General features: G+C 52.4%; 13 protein-coding genes and 7 tRNA genes. 1 reads left to right on the top strand and 19 read right to left on the bottom strand.

Annotated elements, in window-relative coordinates; translation table 11 throughout:
* Positions 1-87: 87 nt before the first annotated feature.
* The 10 genes from rihA to miaB all read right to left on the bottom strand — a co-directional run bounded on the left by rihA (position 88) and on the right by miaB (position 10,510).
* Complete coding sequence (gene rihA / locus OGV85_RS22410; protein WP_003022751.1) at positions 88-1,023, bottom strand: pyrimidine-specific ribonucleoside hydrolase RihA; 936 nt, start codon at positions 1,021-1,023, stop codon at positions 88-90.
* A 116-nt stretch (positions 1,024-1,139) separates the two neighbouring features.
* A complete protein-coding gene (gltL, locus tag OGV85_RS22405; RefSeq protein ID WP_003022754.1) occupies positions 1,140-1,865 on the bottom strand; it encodes a glutamate/aspartate ABC transporter ATP-binding protein GltL in 726 nt (241 codons plus the stop codon).
* Positions 1,865-2,539, bottom strand: a complete 675-nt coding sequence (gltK, locus tag OGV85_RS22400; RefSeq protein WP_003022757.1) for a glutamate/aspartate ABC transporter permease GltK — start codon at positions 2,537-2,539, stop codon at positions 1,865-1,867. The genes gltL and gltK overlap by 1 nt, the downstream gene beginning before the upstream one ends.
* Positions 2,539-3,279, bottom strand: coding sequence for a glutamate/aspartate ABC transporter permease GltJ (gene gltJ, locus OGV85_RS22395; protein ID WP_003022759.1), 741 nt, complete (start codon positions 3,277-3,279; stop codon positions 2,539-2,541). Before gltJ ends, gltK begins: the two co-directional genes overlap by 1 nt.
* Positions 3,280-3,438: 159 nt before the next feature.
* Positions 3,439-4,347 (bottom strand): glutamate/aspartate ABC transporter substrate-binding protein GltI, encoded by a 909-nt coding sequence (gltI, locus tag OGV85_RS22390; protein WP_003022762.1) that lies wholly within the window; start codon positions 4,345-4,347, stop codon positions 3,439-3,441.
* 409 nt (positions 4,348-4,756) lie between these two features.
* Entirely contained in the window at positions 4,757-6,295 is a 1,539-nt protein-coding gene (lnt, locus tag OGV85_RS22385; RefSeq protein WP_016149783.1) for an apolipoprotein N-acyltransferase, read from the bottom strand.
* A 24-nt stretch (positions 6,296-6,319) separates the two neighbouring features.
* A complete protein-coding gene (corC, locus tag OGV85_RS22380; RefSeq protein WP_003022770.1) occupies positions 6,320-7,198 on the bottom strand; it encodes a CNNM family magnesium/cobalt transport protein CorC in 879 nt (292 codons plus the stop codon).
* A gap of 158 nt (positions 7,199-7,356) precedes the next feature.
* A complete protein-coding gene (ybeY, locus tag OGV85_RS22375; RefSeq protein WP_003022773.1) occupies positions 7,357-7,830 on the bottom strand; it encodes an rRNA maturation RNase YbeY in 474 nt (157 codons plus the stop codon).
* Entirely contained in the window at positions 7,827-8,873 is a 1,047-nt protein-coding gene (locus OGV85_RS22370; protein WP_003022776.1) for a PhoH family protein, read from the bottom strand. The genes ybeY and OGV85_RS22370 overlap by 4 nt, the downstream gene beginning before the upstream one ends.
* Before the next feature lie 206 nt (positions 8,874-9,079).
* A complete protein-coding gene (gene miaB, locus OGV85_RS22365) occupies positions 9,080-10,510 on the bottom strand; it encodes a tRNA (N6-isopentenyl adenosine(37)-C2)-methylthiotransferase MiaB (protein ID WP_003831327.1) in 1,431 nt (476 codons plus the stop codon).
* 145 nt (positions 10,511-10,655) lie between these two features.
* Here miaB and ubiF point away from each other — a divergent pair, with 145 nt between their 5' ends.
* Positions 10,656-11,831 (top strand): 3-demethoxyubiquinol 3-hydroxylase, encoded by a 1,176-nt coding sequence (gene ubiF, locus OGV85_RS22360; RefSeq protein WP_003022782.1) that lies wholly within the window; start codon positions 10,656-10,658, stop codon positions 11,829-11,831.
* Positions 11,832-11,951: 120 nt separating this feature from the next.
* Here ubiF and OGV85_RS22355 read toward each other — a convergent pair.
* The 9 genes from OGV85_RS22355 to nagD all read right to left on the bottom strand — a co-directional run bounded on the left by OGV85_RS22355 (position 11,952) and on the right by nagD (position 15,600).
* Positions 11,952-12,026: transfer RNA gene (locus OGV85_RS22355), tRNA-Gln, on the bottom strand.
* Between the two features lie 36 nt (positions 12,027-12,062).
* Positions 12,063-12,137 (bottom strand) — tRNA-Gln (locus tag OGV85_RS22350).
* A 43-nt stretch (positions 12,138-12,180) separates the two neighbouring features.
* Positions 12,181-12,257: transfer RNA gene (locus OGV85_RS22345), tRNA-Met, on the bottom strand.
* 21 nt (positions 12,258-12,278) lie between these two features.
* Positions 12,279-12,353: transfer RNA gene (locus OGV85_RS22340), tRNA-Gln, on the bottom strand.
* 37 nt (positions 12,354-12,390) lie between these two features.
* A tRNA-Gln gene (locus OGV85_RS22335) sits at positions 12,391-12,465 on the bottom strand.
* A 23-nt stretch (positions 12,466-12,488) separates the two neighbouring features.
* A tRNA-Leu gene (locus OGV85_RS22330) sits at positions 12,489-12,573 on the bottom strand.
* 9 nt (positions 12,574-12,582) lie between these two features.
* Positions 12,583-12,659 (bottom strand) — tRNA-Met (locus tag OGV85_RS22325).
* Positions 12,660-12,883: 224 nt separating this feature from the next.
* Entirely contained in the window at positions 12,884-14,548 is a 1,665-nt protein-coding gene (gene asnB, locus OGV85_RS22320) for an asparagine synthase B (protein ID WP_003835552.1), read from the bottom strand.
* A gap of 299 nt (positions 14,549-14,847) precedes the next feature.
* Positions 14,848-15,600: a ribonucleotide monophosphatase NagD gene (nagD, locus tag OGV85_RS22315; protein ID WP_061548070.1), complete on the bottom strand. Its 753-nt coding sequence runs from the start codon at positions 15,598-15,600 to the stop codon at positions 14,848-14,850.
* Positions 15,601-15,714 lie beyond the last annotated feature (114 nt).

Here is a 15,714-nt window from a genome sequence, read left to right as displayed (position 1 = left end):
GCCGGATGGCGACGCAAAGCGTCTTATCCGGCCTGCAAATTGCACGATTTTGTAGGCCGGATAAGCGTTAGCGCCATCCGGCGTGTATTAGGCGTAAAACTTCAGCCGTTCTGCCAGCAAATCGACAAACCCCTGGCGATCAACATCCACCATCACGGTGGCGTTTGGCTTATTGCCGCTCAGGAAGTAGTAGTCCACCACGGTCATTCCCTGGGTATATTTACCCTGAGTTTCCACGCCAACCCAGCGTTCAACGGTGGTAAACAGTTCAGGTTTCAGCAGCCAGGCAATGGTGCATGGGTCGTGCAGCGGTGCGCCGATGAATCCCCATTTTTCGTCTTTGTGATATTCAAAGAAGAAATCGAGTAGTTCAGCAACGATCGTCGAAACAGGATTGCCGATAGCGCGGAACCGCTCGGTATCTTCACGATGTATTTGTGCTTTATGCGTGACGTCCAGCCCGGCCATCACCACCGGAATACCCGACTGGAATACGATCTCCGCGGCTTCGGGATCCACAAAGATGTTGAACTCGGCGGCGGGTGTCCAGTTTCCGAGGCCCATCGCACCACCCATAATCACGATACGGTCGATTTTGGCGTGCAGCTCAGGATGGCTATTCAGTAGCAATGCCACGTTAGTTTGCGGGCCGGTGGAGACAATCGTCATCGGTTCCGGGCTTTCACGCAGGGTTTTCGCCATCAGTTCCACAGCGGTACAGTCTTGTGGCGCAAAAGTGGGTTCCGGCAGCGCCGGACCATCCAGCCCACTCTCGCCATGGACGTTATCGGCGATAATCAGATCGCGCATCAGTGGTTTCATAGCGCCACCGGCGACGGGAATATCCGTACGCTTGAGCAACGTCAGCATGCGCAATACGTTACGCAGCGTTTTGTCGGGAGTCTGATTCCCGGCTGACGAGGTTATCGCTTTCACATCCAGTTCAGGTGAGGCGAGGGCGAGAACAATTGCGATAGCGTCGTCATGACCTGGATCGCAATCAAACAGGATCGGAAGTGCCATTGTTGCTCCTTGTAAGTGGGACTTTGTGACAAGGTTAACGCTGGGCTGTATGTGTTTCGAGAGGCGAAGGGATAAAGCGTGAGGTGGCGCGCACATGGAGATGCGCGCCAGCAAGATTAGTGCAGGATTTTCGCGAGGAAGTCTTTGGCGCGGTCCGATTTCGGATTAGCGAAGAACTCTTCTTTCGGTGAGTCTTCAACAATTTTTCCTTCATCCATGAAGATCACCCGGTTCGCCACTTTACGCGCAAAGCCCATTTCGTGGGTTACCACCATCATGGTCATCCCTTCATTGGCCAGTTCAACCATAACGTCCAGTACTTCGTTGATCATTTCAGGATCAAGCGCCGATGTCGGTTCGTCAAACAGCATGGCGATAGGATCCATACATAGTGCCCGGGCGATAGCGACACGCTGTTGCTGGCCCCCGGAGAGTTGGGCCGGGAACTTCTCGGCATGTGCTGACAGACCAACGCGTTCCAGTAACTTTTGCGCTTTGTCGCGGGCCGGCTTTTTATCGCGCTTAAGCACTTTTACCTGCGCCAAAGTAAGGTTCTCAATGATCGACAGATGCGGGAACAGTTCAAAGTGCTGGAACACCATACCAACACGAGAGCGCAGTTTGGCCAGATCGGTTTTTTTATCATTCACCACGGTACCATCAACGGTGATGACGCCCTGTTGCACTGGCTCCAGCCCGTTCACCGTTTTGATAAGCGTTGATTTACCTGAACCTGACGGGCCGCAAACCACCACCACTTCACCTTTTTTCACTTCCGTGGAGCAGTCGGTCAGCACCTGAAAGTGACCATACCATTTAGAAACATTTTTCAGGGTAATCATTAAACTGTCCTTTTCTTCAAATAGCTGACCAACAACGATGCGCTCAGACTGAATACAAAATAAACGGCGCCAGCAAACAGGATCATTTCAACCTGTGTGCCGTCACGCTCGCCAATGGTGGAGGCGGTACGGAAGAAGTCTGCCAGACTCAATACATAGACCAGCGAGGTATCCTGGAACAGTACGATGCCCTGGGTCAGCAGCAGTGGTACCATCGCGCGGAAGGCCTGTGGCAGAATGATCAGCTTCATCGACTGCCAGTGTGTCATCCCCAGCGCCAGCGCGGCGCTGGATTGCCCACGAGAAATACTCTGGATACCGGCACGGATAATCTCGGAATAGTACGCAGCTTCAAACATCGAAAACGCGACCATCGCTGAGATCAGGCGAATATCGGTTTTAGGCGACAGACCCAGTACGTTTTGCAAAAAGCCGGGCACAATCAGGTAGAACCACAGCAGCACCATGACCAGCGGAATAGAACGAAATACGTTGACGTAGCCTTTCGCAAACCAGGCAATCGGCGCGAAGCTGGACAGACGCATTACTGCAAGGATGGTTCCCCAGACAATACCAATGACGACTGCCGTAACGGTGATTTTCAGGGTGATGATCAGCCCGTCCAGCAGATACGGCAGGGAAGGGACGATAGAACTCCAGTCAAATTCGTACATTATTTGCCTCCCAAATTGCCAGGCAGGCGGATTTTGCGTTCGACGAGATTCATCACCAGCATGATGACGGCGTTAATCAGGACGTAGGCCAGCGTGATGGCGGTGAACGATTCCCATGCGTGGGCGGAGTAATCCAGTAGTTTTCCCGCCTGCGCCGCCATATCCACCAGGCCGATGGTGGAGGCGATCGCGGAGTTCTTCACCAGGTTCATCATCTCTGAGGTCATTGGCGGAACAATCACGCGGTATGCGTTTGGCAGCAGCACATAGCGGTAGGCCTGCGGCAAAGTCAGCCCCATCGCCAGCGCGGCGTTTTTTTGCCCGCGAGGCAGGGACTGAATCGCGGCGCGAACCTGCTCACAGACGCGCGCGGCGGTAAACAGCCCCAGACAAAGCATGGATGAGAGGAAGAACTGAATGTTGGGATCCAGTTCCGACTTGAACCACATGCCAATGTTTTCCGGCAGCAGTTCAGGAATGACCAGATACCAGGTAAAGAACTGAACGATGAGCGGAACGTTACGAAACAGCTCAACGTATAGCGTGCCGATCCCGGAAAGGAAACGATTTGGGACGGTACGTAAGATGCCGAATAAAGAGCCTATGAGGAAAGCGATAATCCAGGCGGTGATAGATAACGCGACCGTGACCTGGAAACCACTCCAGAGCCAGCCGAGATAGGTGGTGTTGCCGAACGGGGCCTGTTGTAAAAAAATACCCCAGTTCCAGTCTATAGACATAAATCTACTCCAGAAAAAAAAGGGTAGCAGCGCTACCCTCGAAGATTGTTATTCGGCGTTTTGCGGTTTTCAGGCCTGATGGGGAACGACCATCAGGCTTATAGTCTGTCCGTGCCGAGTAACAATCGAGAGGGAGGGGAAGCCTCCCATTTATTTTAGTTAGTTAAGCGCTTTATCATTCGGTTCTTTGAACAGGGCTTTCATCTCGTCTGACAGTTCGAAATTCATGTTCAGGTTCTTCGGTGGAATTGGATTTTTAAACCACTTATCAAACCATTTCTCAGCTTCGCCTGAGGTCTGCGCCTTGGCGATAGTGTCGTCCATCAGCTTTTTGAACTCAGGGTCATCTTTACGCAGCATGCAGCCGTAGGCTTCCTGAGATTGTGGCTTGCCAACGATCTCCCAGTTGTCTGGTTTCTTCGCTTTCGCGCGTTCGCCAGCCAGCAGGGCGTCATCCATCATAAAGGCAACAGCACGACCGCTTTCCAGAGTACGGAAAGAGTCACCATGGTCTTTCGCGCTGATGATGCGCATATCCATTTTTTGTTCTTCGTTCAGCTTGTGCAGCAGCACTTCTGAGGTGGTACCTGAAGTCACGACCACGGCTTTGCCTTTCAGGTCAGCGAAATCTTTGACGTCGCCGCCTTTTTTCGCCAGCAGACGGGTACCGACAACGAAAATGGTGTCAGAGAAGGCTGCTTGTTTCTGGCGCTCGACGTTGTTGGTGGTGGATCCACATTCAAAGTCGAAGGTGCCGTTTTGCAGCAGCGGGATACGGTTTTGTGAAGTAATCGGGATCAGTTTTACCTGCAGATCGGGCTTGTTCAGCTTTTTCTTCACCGCTTCAACGATCGCGTTGGAGTAATCCTGTGAATAACCGACCACTTTTTGCTGATTATCGTAGTAAGAAAACGGTACCGATGATTCACGGTGACCGACAACGATCACGCCATTTTTGGCGATCTTATCCAGCGTGCTGCCTGCCGCGGGTGCTGCGTCTTCTGCGTGCGCCAGACCGGCGGACATTCCCATGACCAGCATGGCAGTGGCGAGCTTACGTAATTGCATATCCAACTCCTTTATCGTCTGCGCCAGGGACGCATTGATACCCATTGTGATGTTGTTATTGTTTGCTACTAAAACGTGCAGTCTTGTATGTGTTTGTTAACATTTAGTTTGGATGAATGTAAAGAATTTGCTGTGTTATTGTTTATTTTTGCGAAGTGCGCCGCACCATTTGGGGGCAAAAATATCTTGTTGCACTTTTCAGGTGCTACCGGCGCTCAACTTTGGTGCGACCAGGTTGCACATTCAGCCAAAACAGCGTTTGCCTTGTAGAACAAAGCAATAGACGTGCCAGAATGGTCTTTTGGAGGGGAGTTGGCCTGATAAGCGTAGCGCCATCAGGCAAGATGCTGCACAACGGCCGGATGGCGGCGTACCGCCTTATCCGGCCTGAATTTGATGGGGCACTGTTTTATTTGCGACGTTGGCGCAGGCTCATTACCACTGCGCCAAAGCCAAACAGTGCAGTCAGCAGCCAGAGCGGCCAGTTACCGGTACGGGCATAAGGGGTCAGGCCCGTGGTTGGCGTCACGCTGGTGGTCAGCACCTGACGGGTAAACTGCGGGATCATCGCCTGAATCTCACCCTGAGGACCAATCACCGCCGTAATACCATTGTTGGTGCTACGCAGCAAGGGGCGCGCCAGCTCAAGGGAACGCATCCGCGCCATCTGGAAGTGCTGCCACGGGCCAATAGACTTACCAAACCAGGCATCGTTGGAGATAGTCAGCAGGTAGTCCGTATCCGGACGGAAGTTATCCCGAACCTGTTCGCCAAGAATGATTTCGTAGCAAATGGCAGCGGTCAGCTTAAAGCCGTGTGCATGCAACTGTGGCTGTACGTACGGGCCACGGCTGAACGAAGACATTGGCAGGTCAAAGAACGGCGCTAAAGGTCGCAGGATTGATTCCAGCGGGACAAACTCGCCAAACGGTACCAGATGGTTTTTGTTGTAGCGGTTTCTGGAGTCGTAGCTGTATGGACTGTCTTTACCCAGTGTGATGATGGTGTTGTAGGTGTCGTAACGATTCTGCTTGTTCAGACGCGCGTCCACGATACCGGTAATCAGTGTGCTGTTTTTCGATTTCAGCAGGTCATCCATCATGCTCAGAAAACGCTGCTGGTTAATTTCCAGATCCGGAATAGCAGATTCTGGCCAGATGATTAGCTGTGATTTGCCCATCTCGGGTTGGGTGGCGTCGAGATAAATCTTCAGGGTGTTGAGTAACTGACCTTCATCCCATTTAAGCGACTGCGGAATGTCGCCCTGTACCATCGAGACCTGGGTGGTTTTTTCCGGCTCAAGCGTGTACCACTGGATATAGCGCAATGGAAAAGGCAGAGCAAAGAGCACGAGTGCGGCAACCAGCGGCTTCCAATTTCGTGTCACCAGCGCCAGCGCCAACAGGCCGCTAACCATCATCAGCAGGAAGTTAATCGCCTCAACGCCCATTACCGGCGCCAGCCCCTTTAACGGACCGTCGATCTGGCTATAACCGAACTGCAACCACGGGAAGCCGGTCAGTACCCAACCGCGCAGGAATTCCGTGATTTGCCAGACTACCGGCGCGGCAATTGCCACCCGCAGCCAGGTGGTTTTCGGCCACAAGCGCGCCAACACACCGGCAAACAGACCGGTGTAGAGGGAAAGGTATGCGGCAAGCAGAACCACGAGGAAAATGTTAACCGGGCCGGGCATACCGCCAAACTGCGCGATACTGACGTAAACCCAGTTGATGCCTGAGCCAAACAGTCCCAGCCCCCAGAAGTAACCGATAGCGGCAGACTGGAGCGGACGGCGGTTGAAGGTGAGAGCCTGCAGGCCCATCAGCGAAACAATCGCAGCGGGCCAGATGTCATACGGTGAGAAAGCCAGTGTCCCGCAGGCACCGAATAATAACGCCAGCAGCAGGCGAATGCGCTGGCGTTCAATTAATGGGGCAAATGCCATGTAGTCTTAGATCCAGTTTCGGGTTTATTCGTCCAGTTTTGGCTGGGGTGAGTCGTCCGGAATTCTGACATGAACCTGAATAATACGGCGGCTGTCGGCCATTGCCACTTTAAACTGGTAACCATCAATGTCGATAGTTTCCCCACGCGCGGGCAGATGACCAAAGGCCTGCATGACCAGCCCGCCAATGGTATCGACTTCTTCGTCGCTAAAGTGGGTCCCGAAAGCTTCGTTGAAGTCTTCAATCGGCGCCAGCGCGCGAATAGTCCAGGTGTGGCGACTGAGCTGACGGAAATCAATATCGTCTTCTTCGTCGTACTCATCTTCAATTTCACCGACAATCAGTTCAAGGATGTCCTCAATGGTCACCAGACCTGAGACACCGCCAAACTCGTCGATGACGATAGCCATATGATAACGCTGGGAGCGGAACTCTTTCAGCATGCGGTCAACCCGCTTGCTTTCAGGTACGACAACCGCCTGGCGTAACACTTTCTCCATGCTGAAGGCTTCGGCATCGCTGCGCATAAACGGCAGCAAATCTTTGGCCATCAGAATCCCTTCAATGTGATCCTTGTCTTCGCTAATCACCGGGAAACGCGAGTGAGCAGACTCGATAATGACATCGAGACATTCGTCCAGGGTCTGGTTGCGTTTCAGGGTAATCATCTGAGAGCGAGGGATCATGATGTCGCGCACGCGTTGGTCCGCAATATCCATTACCCCTTCGAGCATATCGCGCGTATCTTCATCGATAAGGTCGTTTTGCCCGGAATCACGGATCAGCTCCAACAGTTCGTCGCGGTTTTTCGGTTCACCGTGGAAAAGTTGGCTCAGTAACAGGGAAAAAAATCCCTTTTTGCTGTTTAAGGTGTCACTACTGTGTGAATTGTCGTCGCTCATGGCGTCGTATGGGTTCTCATGTTAGTTAATACAAAGCGCGTCATGCGTATACTCAGCTGTTGACGGCATGTTTTGCCTGATGGCGCTACGCTTATCAGGCCTACGAAAGGCATGAATGTAGGCCGGATAAGGCGCAAGCGCCGCCATCCGGCAAGCTACTATTCTGCAATCTTCTCGGCAATGTACGGATCCTCATAGCCCAGAGCAAGCATAATCTCTGTTTCGAGGGATTCCATTTCTTCCGCTTCATCGTCTTCGATATGGTCGTAGCCGAGTAAATGCAAGCTTCCGTGCACCACCATGTGCGCCCAGTGGGCCTCAAGCGGCTTACCTTGTTCCTGCGCTTCTTTCTCGACGACCTGACGGCAGATGATCAAATCACCCAGCAGCGGCATCTCAATGCCCGGCGGGGCTTCAAACGGGAAAGAGAGCACGTTGGTTGATTTATCTTTCCCGCGATAGGTCAGGTTCAGCTCGTGGCTTTCCGCGTCATCGACCAGACGAATAGTGACTTCAGACTCCTCCTGAAACTGCGGGATCACCGCATCCAGCCAGCCCTGAAACTGACTTTCTGTGGGTAAACCGGATTCGTCTTCACATGCCAGCTGTAAATCGAGAATAACCTGACTCATTTTTGTTCCTGCTCCTGAGCTTCGCGCTTGCGTTCTGCAGCCTGCTCGGCTTTACGTTTCTGTTCTGCTTCTTCCCAGGCTTCATACGCCGTGACGATACGAGCCACCACCGGATGGCGAACCACGTCTTCGCTATGGAAGAAATTAAAACTAATCTCGTCGACCTCAGCCAGCACTTCAATGGCATGACGCAGACCGGACTTGGTGCTACGTGGCAGGTCAATCTGGGTGATATCGCCGGTGATAACCGCTTTGGAGTTAAAGCCGATACGGGTCAGAAACATTTTCATCTGTTCGATGGTGGTGTTCTGGCTCTCATCAAGAATGATGAACGCATCGTTTAACGTACGGCCACGCATATAGGCCAGCGGCGCAACTTCAATGACGTTACGTTCAATCAGCTTTTCAACCTTCTCAAAACCGAGCATTTCGAACAGCGCGTCATACAGCGGTCGTAAATAGGGATCGACTTTCTGGCTGAGATCACCCGGCAGGAATCCCAGTTTTTCGCCCGCTTCCACTGCCGGACGGGTCAGCAGAATACGACGGATCTCCTGACGCTCAAGCGCATCAACCGCAGCGGCAACGGCGAGATACGTTTTACCCGTACCCGCAGGGCCAACGCCAAAGGTGATGTCGTGGTCGAGGATATTTGCAATGTACTGTGCCTGGTTCGGCGTACGCGGCTTAATTACTCCGCGCTTGGTCTTGATGTTCACCGCTTTGCCAAATTCAGGCACGCTGTCTGCGCTTTGCTCAAGCACACGCGCTTCTTTGATCGCCAGATGAATTTGTTCAGGCTCGATGTCCTGCGTCTGACCGCGCATTGGGGCGGTATCGACGTACAGACTACGTAAAATATCTGCCGCAGCGGTGACGCAAATTGGGCGGCCGGTCAGTTTAAAGTGGTTATCACGGCGGTTAATTTCGATGCCGAGGCGACGTTCCAGCTGTTTGATGTTGTCATCAAATGGGCCGCAAAGGCTCAACAGGCGGGCGTTGTCTGCGGGTTCAAGGGTGATTTCGCGAGTGTCTATGTTCAAACTGTTCCTCTTATGCATGTCTCGCCGGACGCTGAACATTTACCGGCATCTAAGGAAATTATTCACGCCATGGGGAAAAGGCGCAAGCATTGCAGCAAATATGGGGATGCCAGGGCAGATTACAAGGCCCGCCGGGACAGCGAGCCCAGAATTGTAGGCCCGATAAGTGTAGCGGTATCGGGCCTTTTTTACGTCTTTCAGCAGGATTAAGGCTGATAAATACCAACACCCAGATCGTTTTCTTTGCGGGTACGCGCAATGACCGATTCAGGGGATTCTGCGATGCGCAGGCCCATTTCGTCTTCGGTACGCACCACTTTACCGCGCAGGGAGTTCGTCCAGACATCGGTAATTTCTACGTCTACGAACTTACCGACCATATCCGGGTTGCCTTCAAAGTTCACCACGCGGTTATTTTCGGTACGCCCTGACAGTTCCATAATGCTCTTACGCGATGTGCCTTCAACCAGAATGCGCTGGGTCGTGCCAACCATACGACGGCTCCAGGCCATGGCTTGCTGATTGATACGCTCCTGTAGAATGTACAGACGCTGTTTCTTCTCTTCTTCCGGTACGTCATCAACCATATCGGCGGCAGGGGTGCCAGGACGCGCAGAGAAGATAAAGCTGTAGCTCATGTCAAAATTGACGTCAGCGATCAGCTTCATGGTCTGCTCGAAATCCTGCGTGGTTTCACCAGGGAAGCCAACGATGAAGTCGGAGCTAATCTGGATATCCGGACGCGCAGCGCGCAGTTTGCGGATAATCGCTTTGTATTCCAGCGCCGTGTGGGTACGTCCCATCAGGTTCAGTACGCGGTCTGAGCCGCTCTGTACCGGCAGGTGCAGGAAGCTCACCAGCTCTGGCGTATCGCGATAAACTTCAACGATATCATCGGTGAATTCGATCGGATGGCTGGTGGTGAAGCGGATACGATCAATGCCGTCGATCGCTGCTACCAGACGCAGCAGATCGGCAAAGGATCCGATCGTGCCGTCGTAGTTTTCACCACGCCAGGCGTTCACGTTTTGCCCCAGCAGGTTCACTTCACGCACGCCTTGGGCTGCCAGTTGGGCGATTTCAAACAGAATATCATCCGCCGGACGGCTGACTTCCTCACCGCGGGTGTAGGGAACCACGCAGTAAGTACAATATTTATTACAACCTTCCATGATGGACACAAACGCGCTTGGACCTTCAGCACGCGGTTCCGGCAGGCGGTCGAACTTTTCGATCTCCGGGAAACTGATATCAACCACCGGGCTACGGGTCGTGCTTCCACGCACTTTGTTGATCATTTCCGGCAGGCGATGCAGCGTTTGCGGCCCAAAAATAATATCGACGTAATGCGCGCGCTGGCGAATATGATCGCCTTCCTGAGACGCAACACAGCCACCGACCCCAATGATGAGCTTGGGATTTTTCTCTTTTAACAGTTTCCAGCGGCCCAGTTGATGGAACACTTTCTCCTGAGCCTTCTCACGGATTGAGCAGGTATTCAGCAGCAGCACATCCGCTTCTTCCGCCACGTCAGTCAGTTGATACCCATGAGTGGCATCCAGCAGATCGGCCATCTTCGATGAATCGTATTCGTTCATCTGACAGCCCCAGGTTTTAATATGGAGTTTTTTGGTCATCGACTTGCTCTTGCGAAATTGTGGCTGAAATGCAGGGCGCATAGTGTACTGCTTTGGCGCGGTTGTGACCAGTATGACGGATGTCAGCCTCAAGGGGTAAAAAATCCTGTAAACTTACACAATACATGTAACTGGAAAATTGACCATGACAAATCAACCAACGGAAATTGCCATTGTCGGCGGGGGGATGGTCGGCGGCGCGCTGGCGCTGGGACTGGCGCAGCATGGATTTTCGGTAACGGTGATTGAACATGCCGCTCCTGCGCCGTTTGTTGCTGGCGGACAGCCTGATGTCAGAATTTCGGCCATTAGCTCCGCCTCCGTGTCGTTGCTGAAAGGGCTGGGCGTCTGGGATACGGTTCAGGGAATGCGTAGCCATCCTTACCGTCGTCTGGAAACATGGGAATGGGAAAATGCCCATGTGATGTTTGATGCCGCCGAGCTTAAGCTGCCTCTGTTGGGCTATATGGTGGAGAACACGGTCCTGCAACAGGCGCTCTGGCAGGCGCTGGAAGTTCACCCTAAAGTTACGCTGCGCGTGCCGGCGTCGCTTCTCTCTTTGCATCAACATCACGATCGGCATGAACTTGAACTGGCAGACGGTGAAAAAATCAGCGCGAAGCTGGTTATCGGCGCGGATGGTGCCAATTCTCAGGTGCGGAAAATGGCCGGGATTGGCATTCATGCCTGGCAGTATGCGCAGTCCTGTATGTTGATTACCGTGCAATGCGAGCATTCGCCGGGAGACAGCACCTGGCAGCAATTTACCCCTGACGGTCCGCGTGCGTTTTTACCGTTGTTCGATAACTGGGCCTCGCTGGTGTGGTACGACTCACCAGCTCGCATCCGCCAATTGCAAGCGCTAAATATGCCGCAACTGCAGGCGGAGATCGCTAAACATTTCCCTTCACGACTCGGTAACGTTACGCCTGTGGCGGCGGGGGCATTCCCACTTACGCGTCGTCATGCGCTGCAGTATGTGCAACCGGGGCTGGCGCTGGTAGGTGATGCCGCGCATACCATTCACCCACTGGCGGGGCAGGGCGTTAATCTGGGTTTTCGTGATGTCGATGCGTTGATTGATGTGCTGGTGAATGCGCGTAGCTACGGTGAATCCTGGGCCAGTCAGCCGGTGCTCAAGCGTTATCAGAATCGCCGTATGACTGACAATTTCATCATGCAAAGCGGTATGGATCTGTTCTACGCCGGATTCAGCAATAACCTGCAGCCGCTGCGCATCATGCGTAATCTCGGGCTCATGGCCGCAGAGCGCGCTGGCGTCCTGAAACGTCAGGCACTGAAGTATGCGTTAGGGTTGTAGCTCGAGTGGTGCCTGATGGCGCTACGCTTATCAGGCCTACAAGTCATGTAGGCTTGGTAAGTCTTGCCATCACCCGACGTTAGAAAAGCAAAAAGCTCGCCGAAGCGAGCTTTTTTAATATGGCTGGGGTACGAGGATTCGAACCTCGGAATGCTGGTATCAGAAACCAGAGCCTTACCGCTTGGCGATACCCCAACGGGTGCACCCACAAAGTGGACGACTTTTTGAAATTGGCTGGGGTACGAGGATTCGAACCTCGGAATGCTGGTATCAGAAACCAGAGCCTTACCGCTTGGCGATACCCCAACAATTTTTTGGATTTACCGAACGAGTCGATACGTCCTTAATATGGTGGCTACGACGGGATTCGAACCTGTGACCCCATCATTATGAGTGATGTGCTCTAACCAGCTGAGCTACGTAGCCAGATACTATCATATTCTTCGATGGCTGGGGTACCTGGATTCGAACCAGGGAATGCCGGTATCAAAAACCGGTGCCTTACCGCTTGGCGATACCCCAATGACCGTTGCGGTGAACCGCTATATCGAAGAAAAAATGGCTGGGGTACCTGGATTCGAACCAGGGAATGCCGGTATCAAAAACCGGTGCCTTACCGCTTGGCGATACCCCATCCGTGCAACGCTTACGGGTGAATGGTGCGGGAGGCGAGACTTGAACTCGCACACCTTGCGGCGCCAGAACCTAAATCTGGTGCGTCTACCAATTTCGCCACTCCCGCAAAAAAAGATGGTGGCTACGACGGGATTCGAACCTGTGACCCCATCATTATGAGTGATGTGCTCTAACCAGCTGAGCTACGTAGCCATCTTTTTTTTCGCGTAACCTTATCGGCGTTGCGGGGCGCATTATGCGTATTGAGCCTTGAAGCGTCAACCCCTTTTTCATTGAAAATAGCTGGAATGTGACTGTTTGGTTAGGTTGCGAACAGCATGACGCAATATTCGGCAATTATTAGTTATTAATTGTTTTTTTGCACAGAAAACAGACATAAAAAAAGAGCCCCGCAGGGCCCTTTTCTAAGGATTAACTTATTTATAAGCGGACTGGTGTACGCCAACCGCACGACCAGACGGATCGTTCATGGTTTTAAACGCTTCATCCCATTCGATCGCTTTAGCGGAAGAACAGGCTACAGACGGTCCGCCAGGTACGCATTCCGCAGCGCTCGCAACCGGGAACAACTCTTCGAAAATCTCACGGTACAAATACGCTTCTTTAGATGATGGCGTGTTGTATGGGAAACGGAAGCTGGCGGTTTCCAGTTGTTGGTCAGAAACTTGTTCAGCAGCGACTTCTTTCAGTGTATCAATCCAGCTGTAACCGACACCGTCAGAGAACTGCTCTTTCTGACGCCATGCGACGCTTGCTGGCAGGTAGGACTCAAAACATTCGCGCAGAACGTGTTTTTCCATTTTGCCGTTGCCGCACATTTTGTCCTGCGGGTTGATGCGCATCGCCACATCAAGGAATTTCTTATCCAGAAACGGCACGCGTGCCTCCACGCCCCAGGCTGACATCGCTTTGTTGGCACGGGCGCAGTCGAACATATGCAGTGCCTGCAGCTTGCGCACGGTTTCTTCGTGCAGTTCTTTTGCATCTGGCGCTTTGTGGAAATAGAGATAACCGCCAAATACTTCGTCCGAACCTTCGCCCGACAGCACCATTTTAATGCCCATCGCTTTAATTTTACGCGACATTAAGTACATTGGCGTCGAGGCGCGAATCGTCGTGACATCGTAAGTTTCGATGTGATAAATCACGTCGCGGATCGCATCCAGACCCTCCTGCACGGTGAAGTGGATCTCGTGGTGCACGGTACCCAAATGGTTCGCCACCTCTTGTGCAGCTTTCAGATCAGGAGCGCCTTCCAGGCCGACGGCGAAGGAGTGCAGCTGTGGCCACCAGGCTTCGCTACGTTCCTGATCTTCAACACGGCGTGCCGCGTATTTTTTAGTGATCGCGGAAATGACTGATGAATCCAGACCGCCGGACAGCAGTACTCCATAAGGAACATCTGACATCAGGTGGCTTTTCACCGCATCTTCCAGCGCCTGGCGCAGCTCGTTTTTATCGGTAACGTTGTCTTTGACTGCATCGTATTCAAACCAGTCGCGCTGGTAGTACTGACGAATTTCGCCGTCTTTACTCCATAAATAACTACCGGCCGGGAATTCTTTGATTGTGCGGCAGACAGGAACCAGCGCTTTCATTTCAGACGCAACATAGAAGTTACCGTGTTCGTCGTAACCCATATACAGCGGGATGATCCCAATATGATCGCGACCGATCAGATAAGCGTCCTGCTCGCTGTCGTACAGGGCAAAAGCAAACATGCCTTGCAGATCATCCAGAAACTCTGGGCCTTTTTCCTGATACAGCGCGAGGATAACTTCGCAGTCGGAACCTGTCTGGAACTGATAGCGATCGCCGTACTCAGCGCGCAGCGCCTGGTGGTTATAAATTTCACCGTTAACCGCCAGGATATGCGTTTTCTTCACGTTGTACAGCGGCTGAGCACCGGCGTTGACGTCGACGATGGACAGACGTTCGTGTGCCAGAATGGCGTTATCACTGGCGTAAATACCCGACCAGTCCGGGCCGCGATGGCGCATCAGACGAGACAATTCCAGGGCTTTTTTACGCAGTTCAACTGCGTCAGTTTTAATATCGAATACGCCAAAAATAGAACACATAACCTTCTCCGTTAACCTGTTGCGTGATGCTTTTTATGTTTGCTTGATAAAGAAAATGCCGCAAAGCGGGAGAGGGCGCAAGCGAATTGCGGGTCAGAAAATAAAAAATGCAATGGTCATTGTGGATTGGTGAAAAAAGATTACAGAATAGACGTGTTTATTGATGAATCGACAGTTTTATAGCGGTTTTATTGAATGGAGAGACTTCGTGGGGCGGATAAGACGATGACGCCGCCATCCGGCAATAACGCTGCAAAATTGCCGAATAAGACGAACTTATGTCTTATCCGGCCTGCGAATCAAATCACATCAATTTCAGCAACAGACGGGTAAATCCAGCTTGGTCTGAACGGCATGTTGTCAATATCATCGAGCTTGGATACGCCAGACAGTACCAGGATAGTTTCCAGACCCGCCTGAAAACCTGCCAGAATATCGGTGCGCAGGTTGTCGCCAACAATGACGGTTTCTTCTGAGTGCGCCTGCATTTTGTTGAGCGCCGCGCGAATAATCCACGGGCTGGGTTTGCCGACATAAAATGGTTTACGACCTGAGATCTTCTCAATACCGGCACAGAGTGCTCCACAGGCGGGATAAAAGCCGCGACCGTGGGTATCCGGGTTAGTGGCGATAAAACGAGCGCCGTTGGCGACAAAATACGCCGCTTTATGCATCATGTCCCAGTTATAGGAACGCGTCTCGCCAACAATCACAAAATCGGGGTTCACGTCGGTAATGGTAAATCCAGCTTTATACAGTTCGTGAATTAACGCGCCTTCACCAACCACATAGGCCTTTTTTCCTTCCTGGCGACGAAGAAAATCAGCGGTAGCCATCGCGGAAGTATAAAAGACGCTATCAGGGACATTCACACCTGCGGTGGCGAAGCGGTTTGCCAGATCTTGCCCGGTCTGCGAAGGGTAGTTAGTCAGCAGGACTAACGGCAGACCTTTTTCCAGGATCGCAGTCAGAAATTCTGCCGCACCCGGTACAGCAACATTGTCGTGCATCAGCACGCCGTCGATATCACAAATTACATTCTTAATGGCCATGGACAATCCGACATTAAAAAAAGAAGGCATTACTATACACAAAATACACTACATCATTCGAGTCGCATCAAGGCGGCAAGTCTGCGAACCTCCGGAGCTTACTGGAAGTAAGTG

Source organism: Citrobacter sp. Cf132, assembly GCF_030333885.1.
GTDB classification, from domain to species: domain Bacteria; phylum Pseudomonadota; class Gammaproteobacteria; order Enterobacterales; family Enterobacteriaceae; genus Citrobacter; species Citrobacter freundii.
Note: the sequence above shows the minus strand (reverse complement) of the source record. Positions and strands in the feature narration are given on the sequence as shown.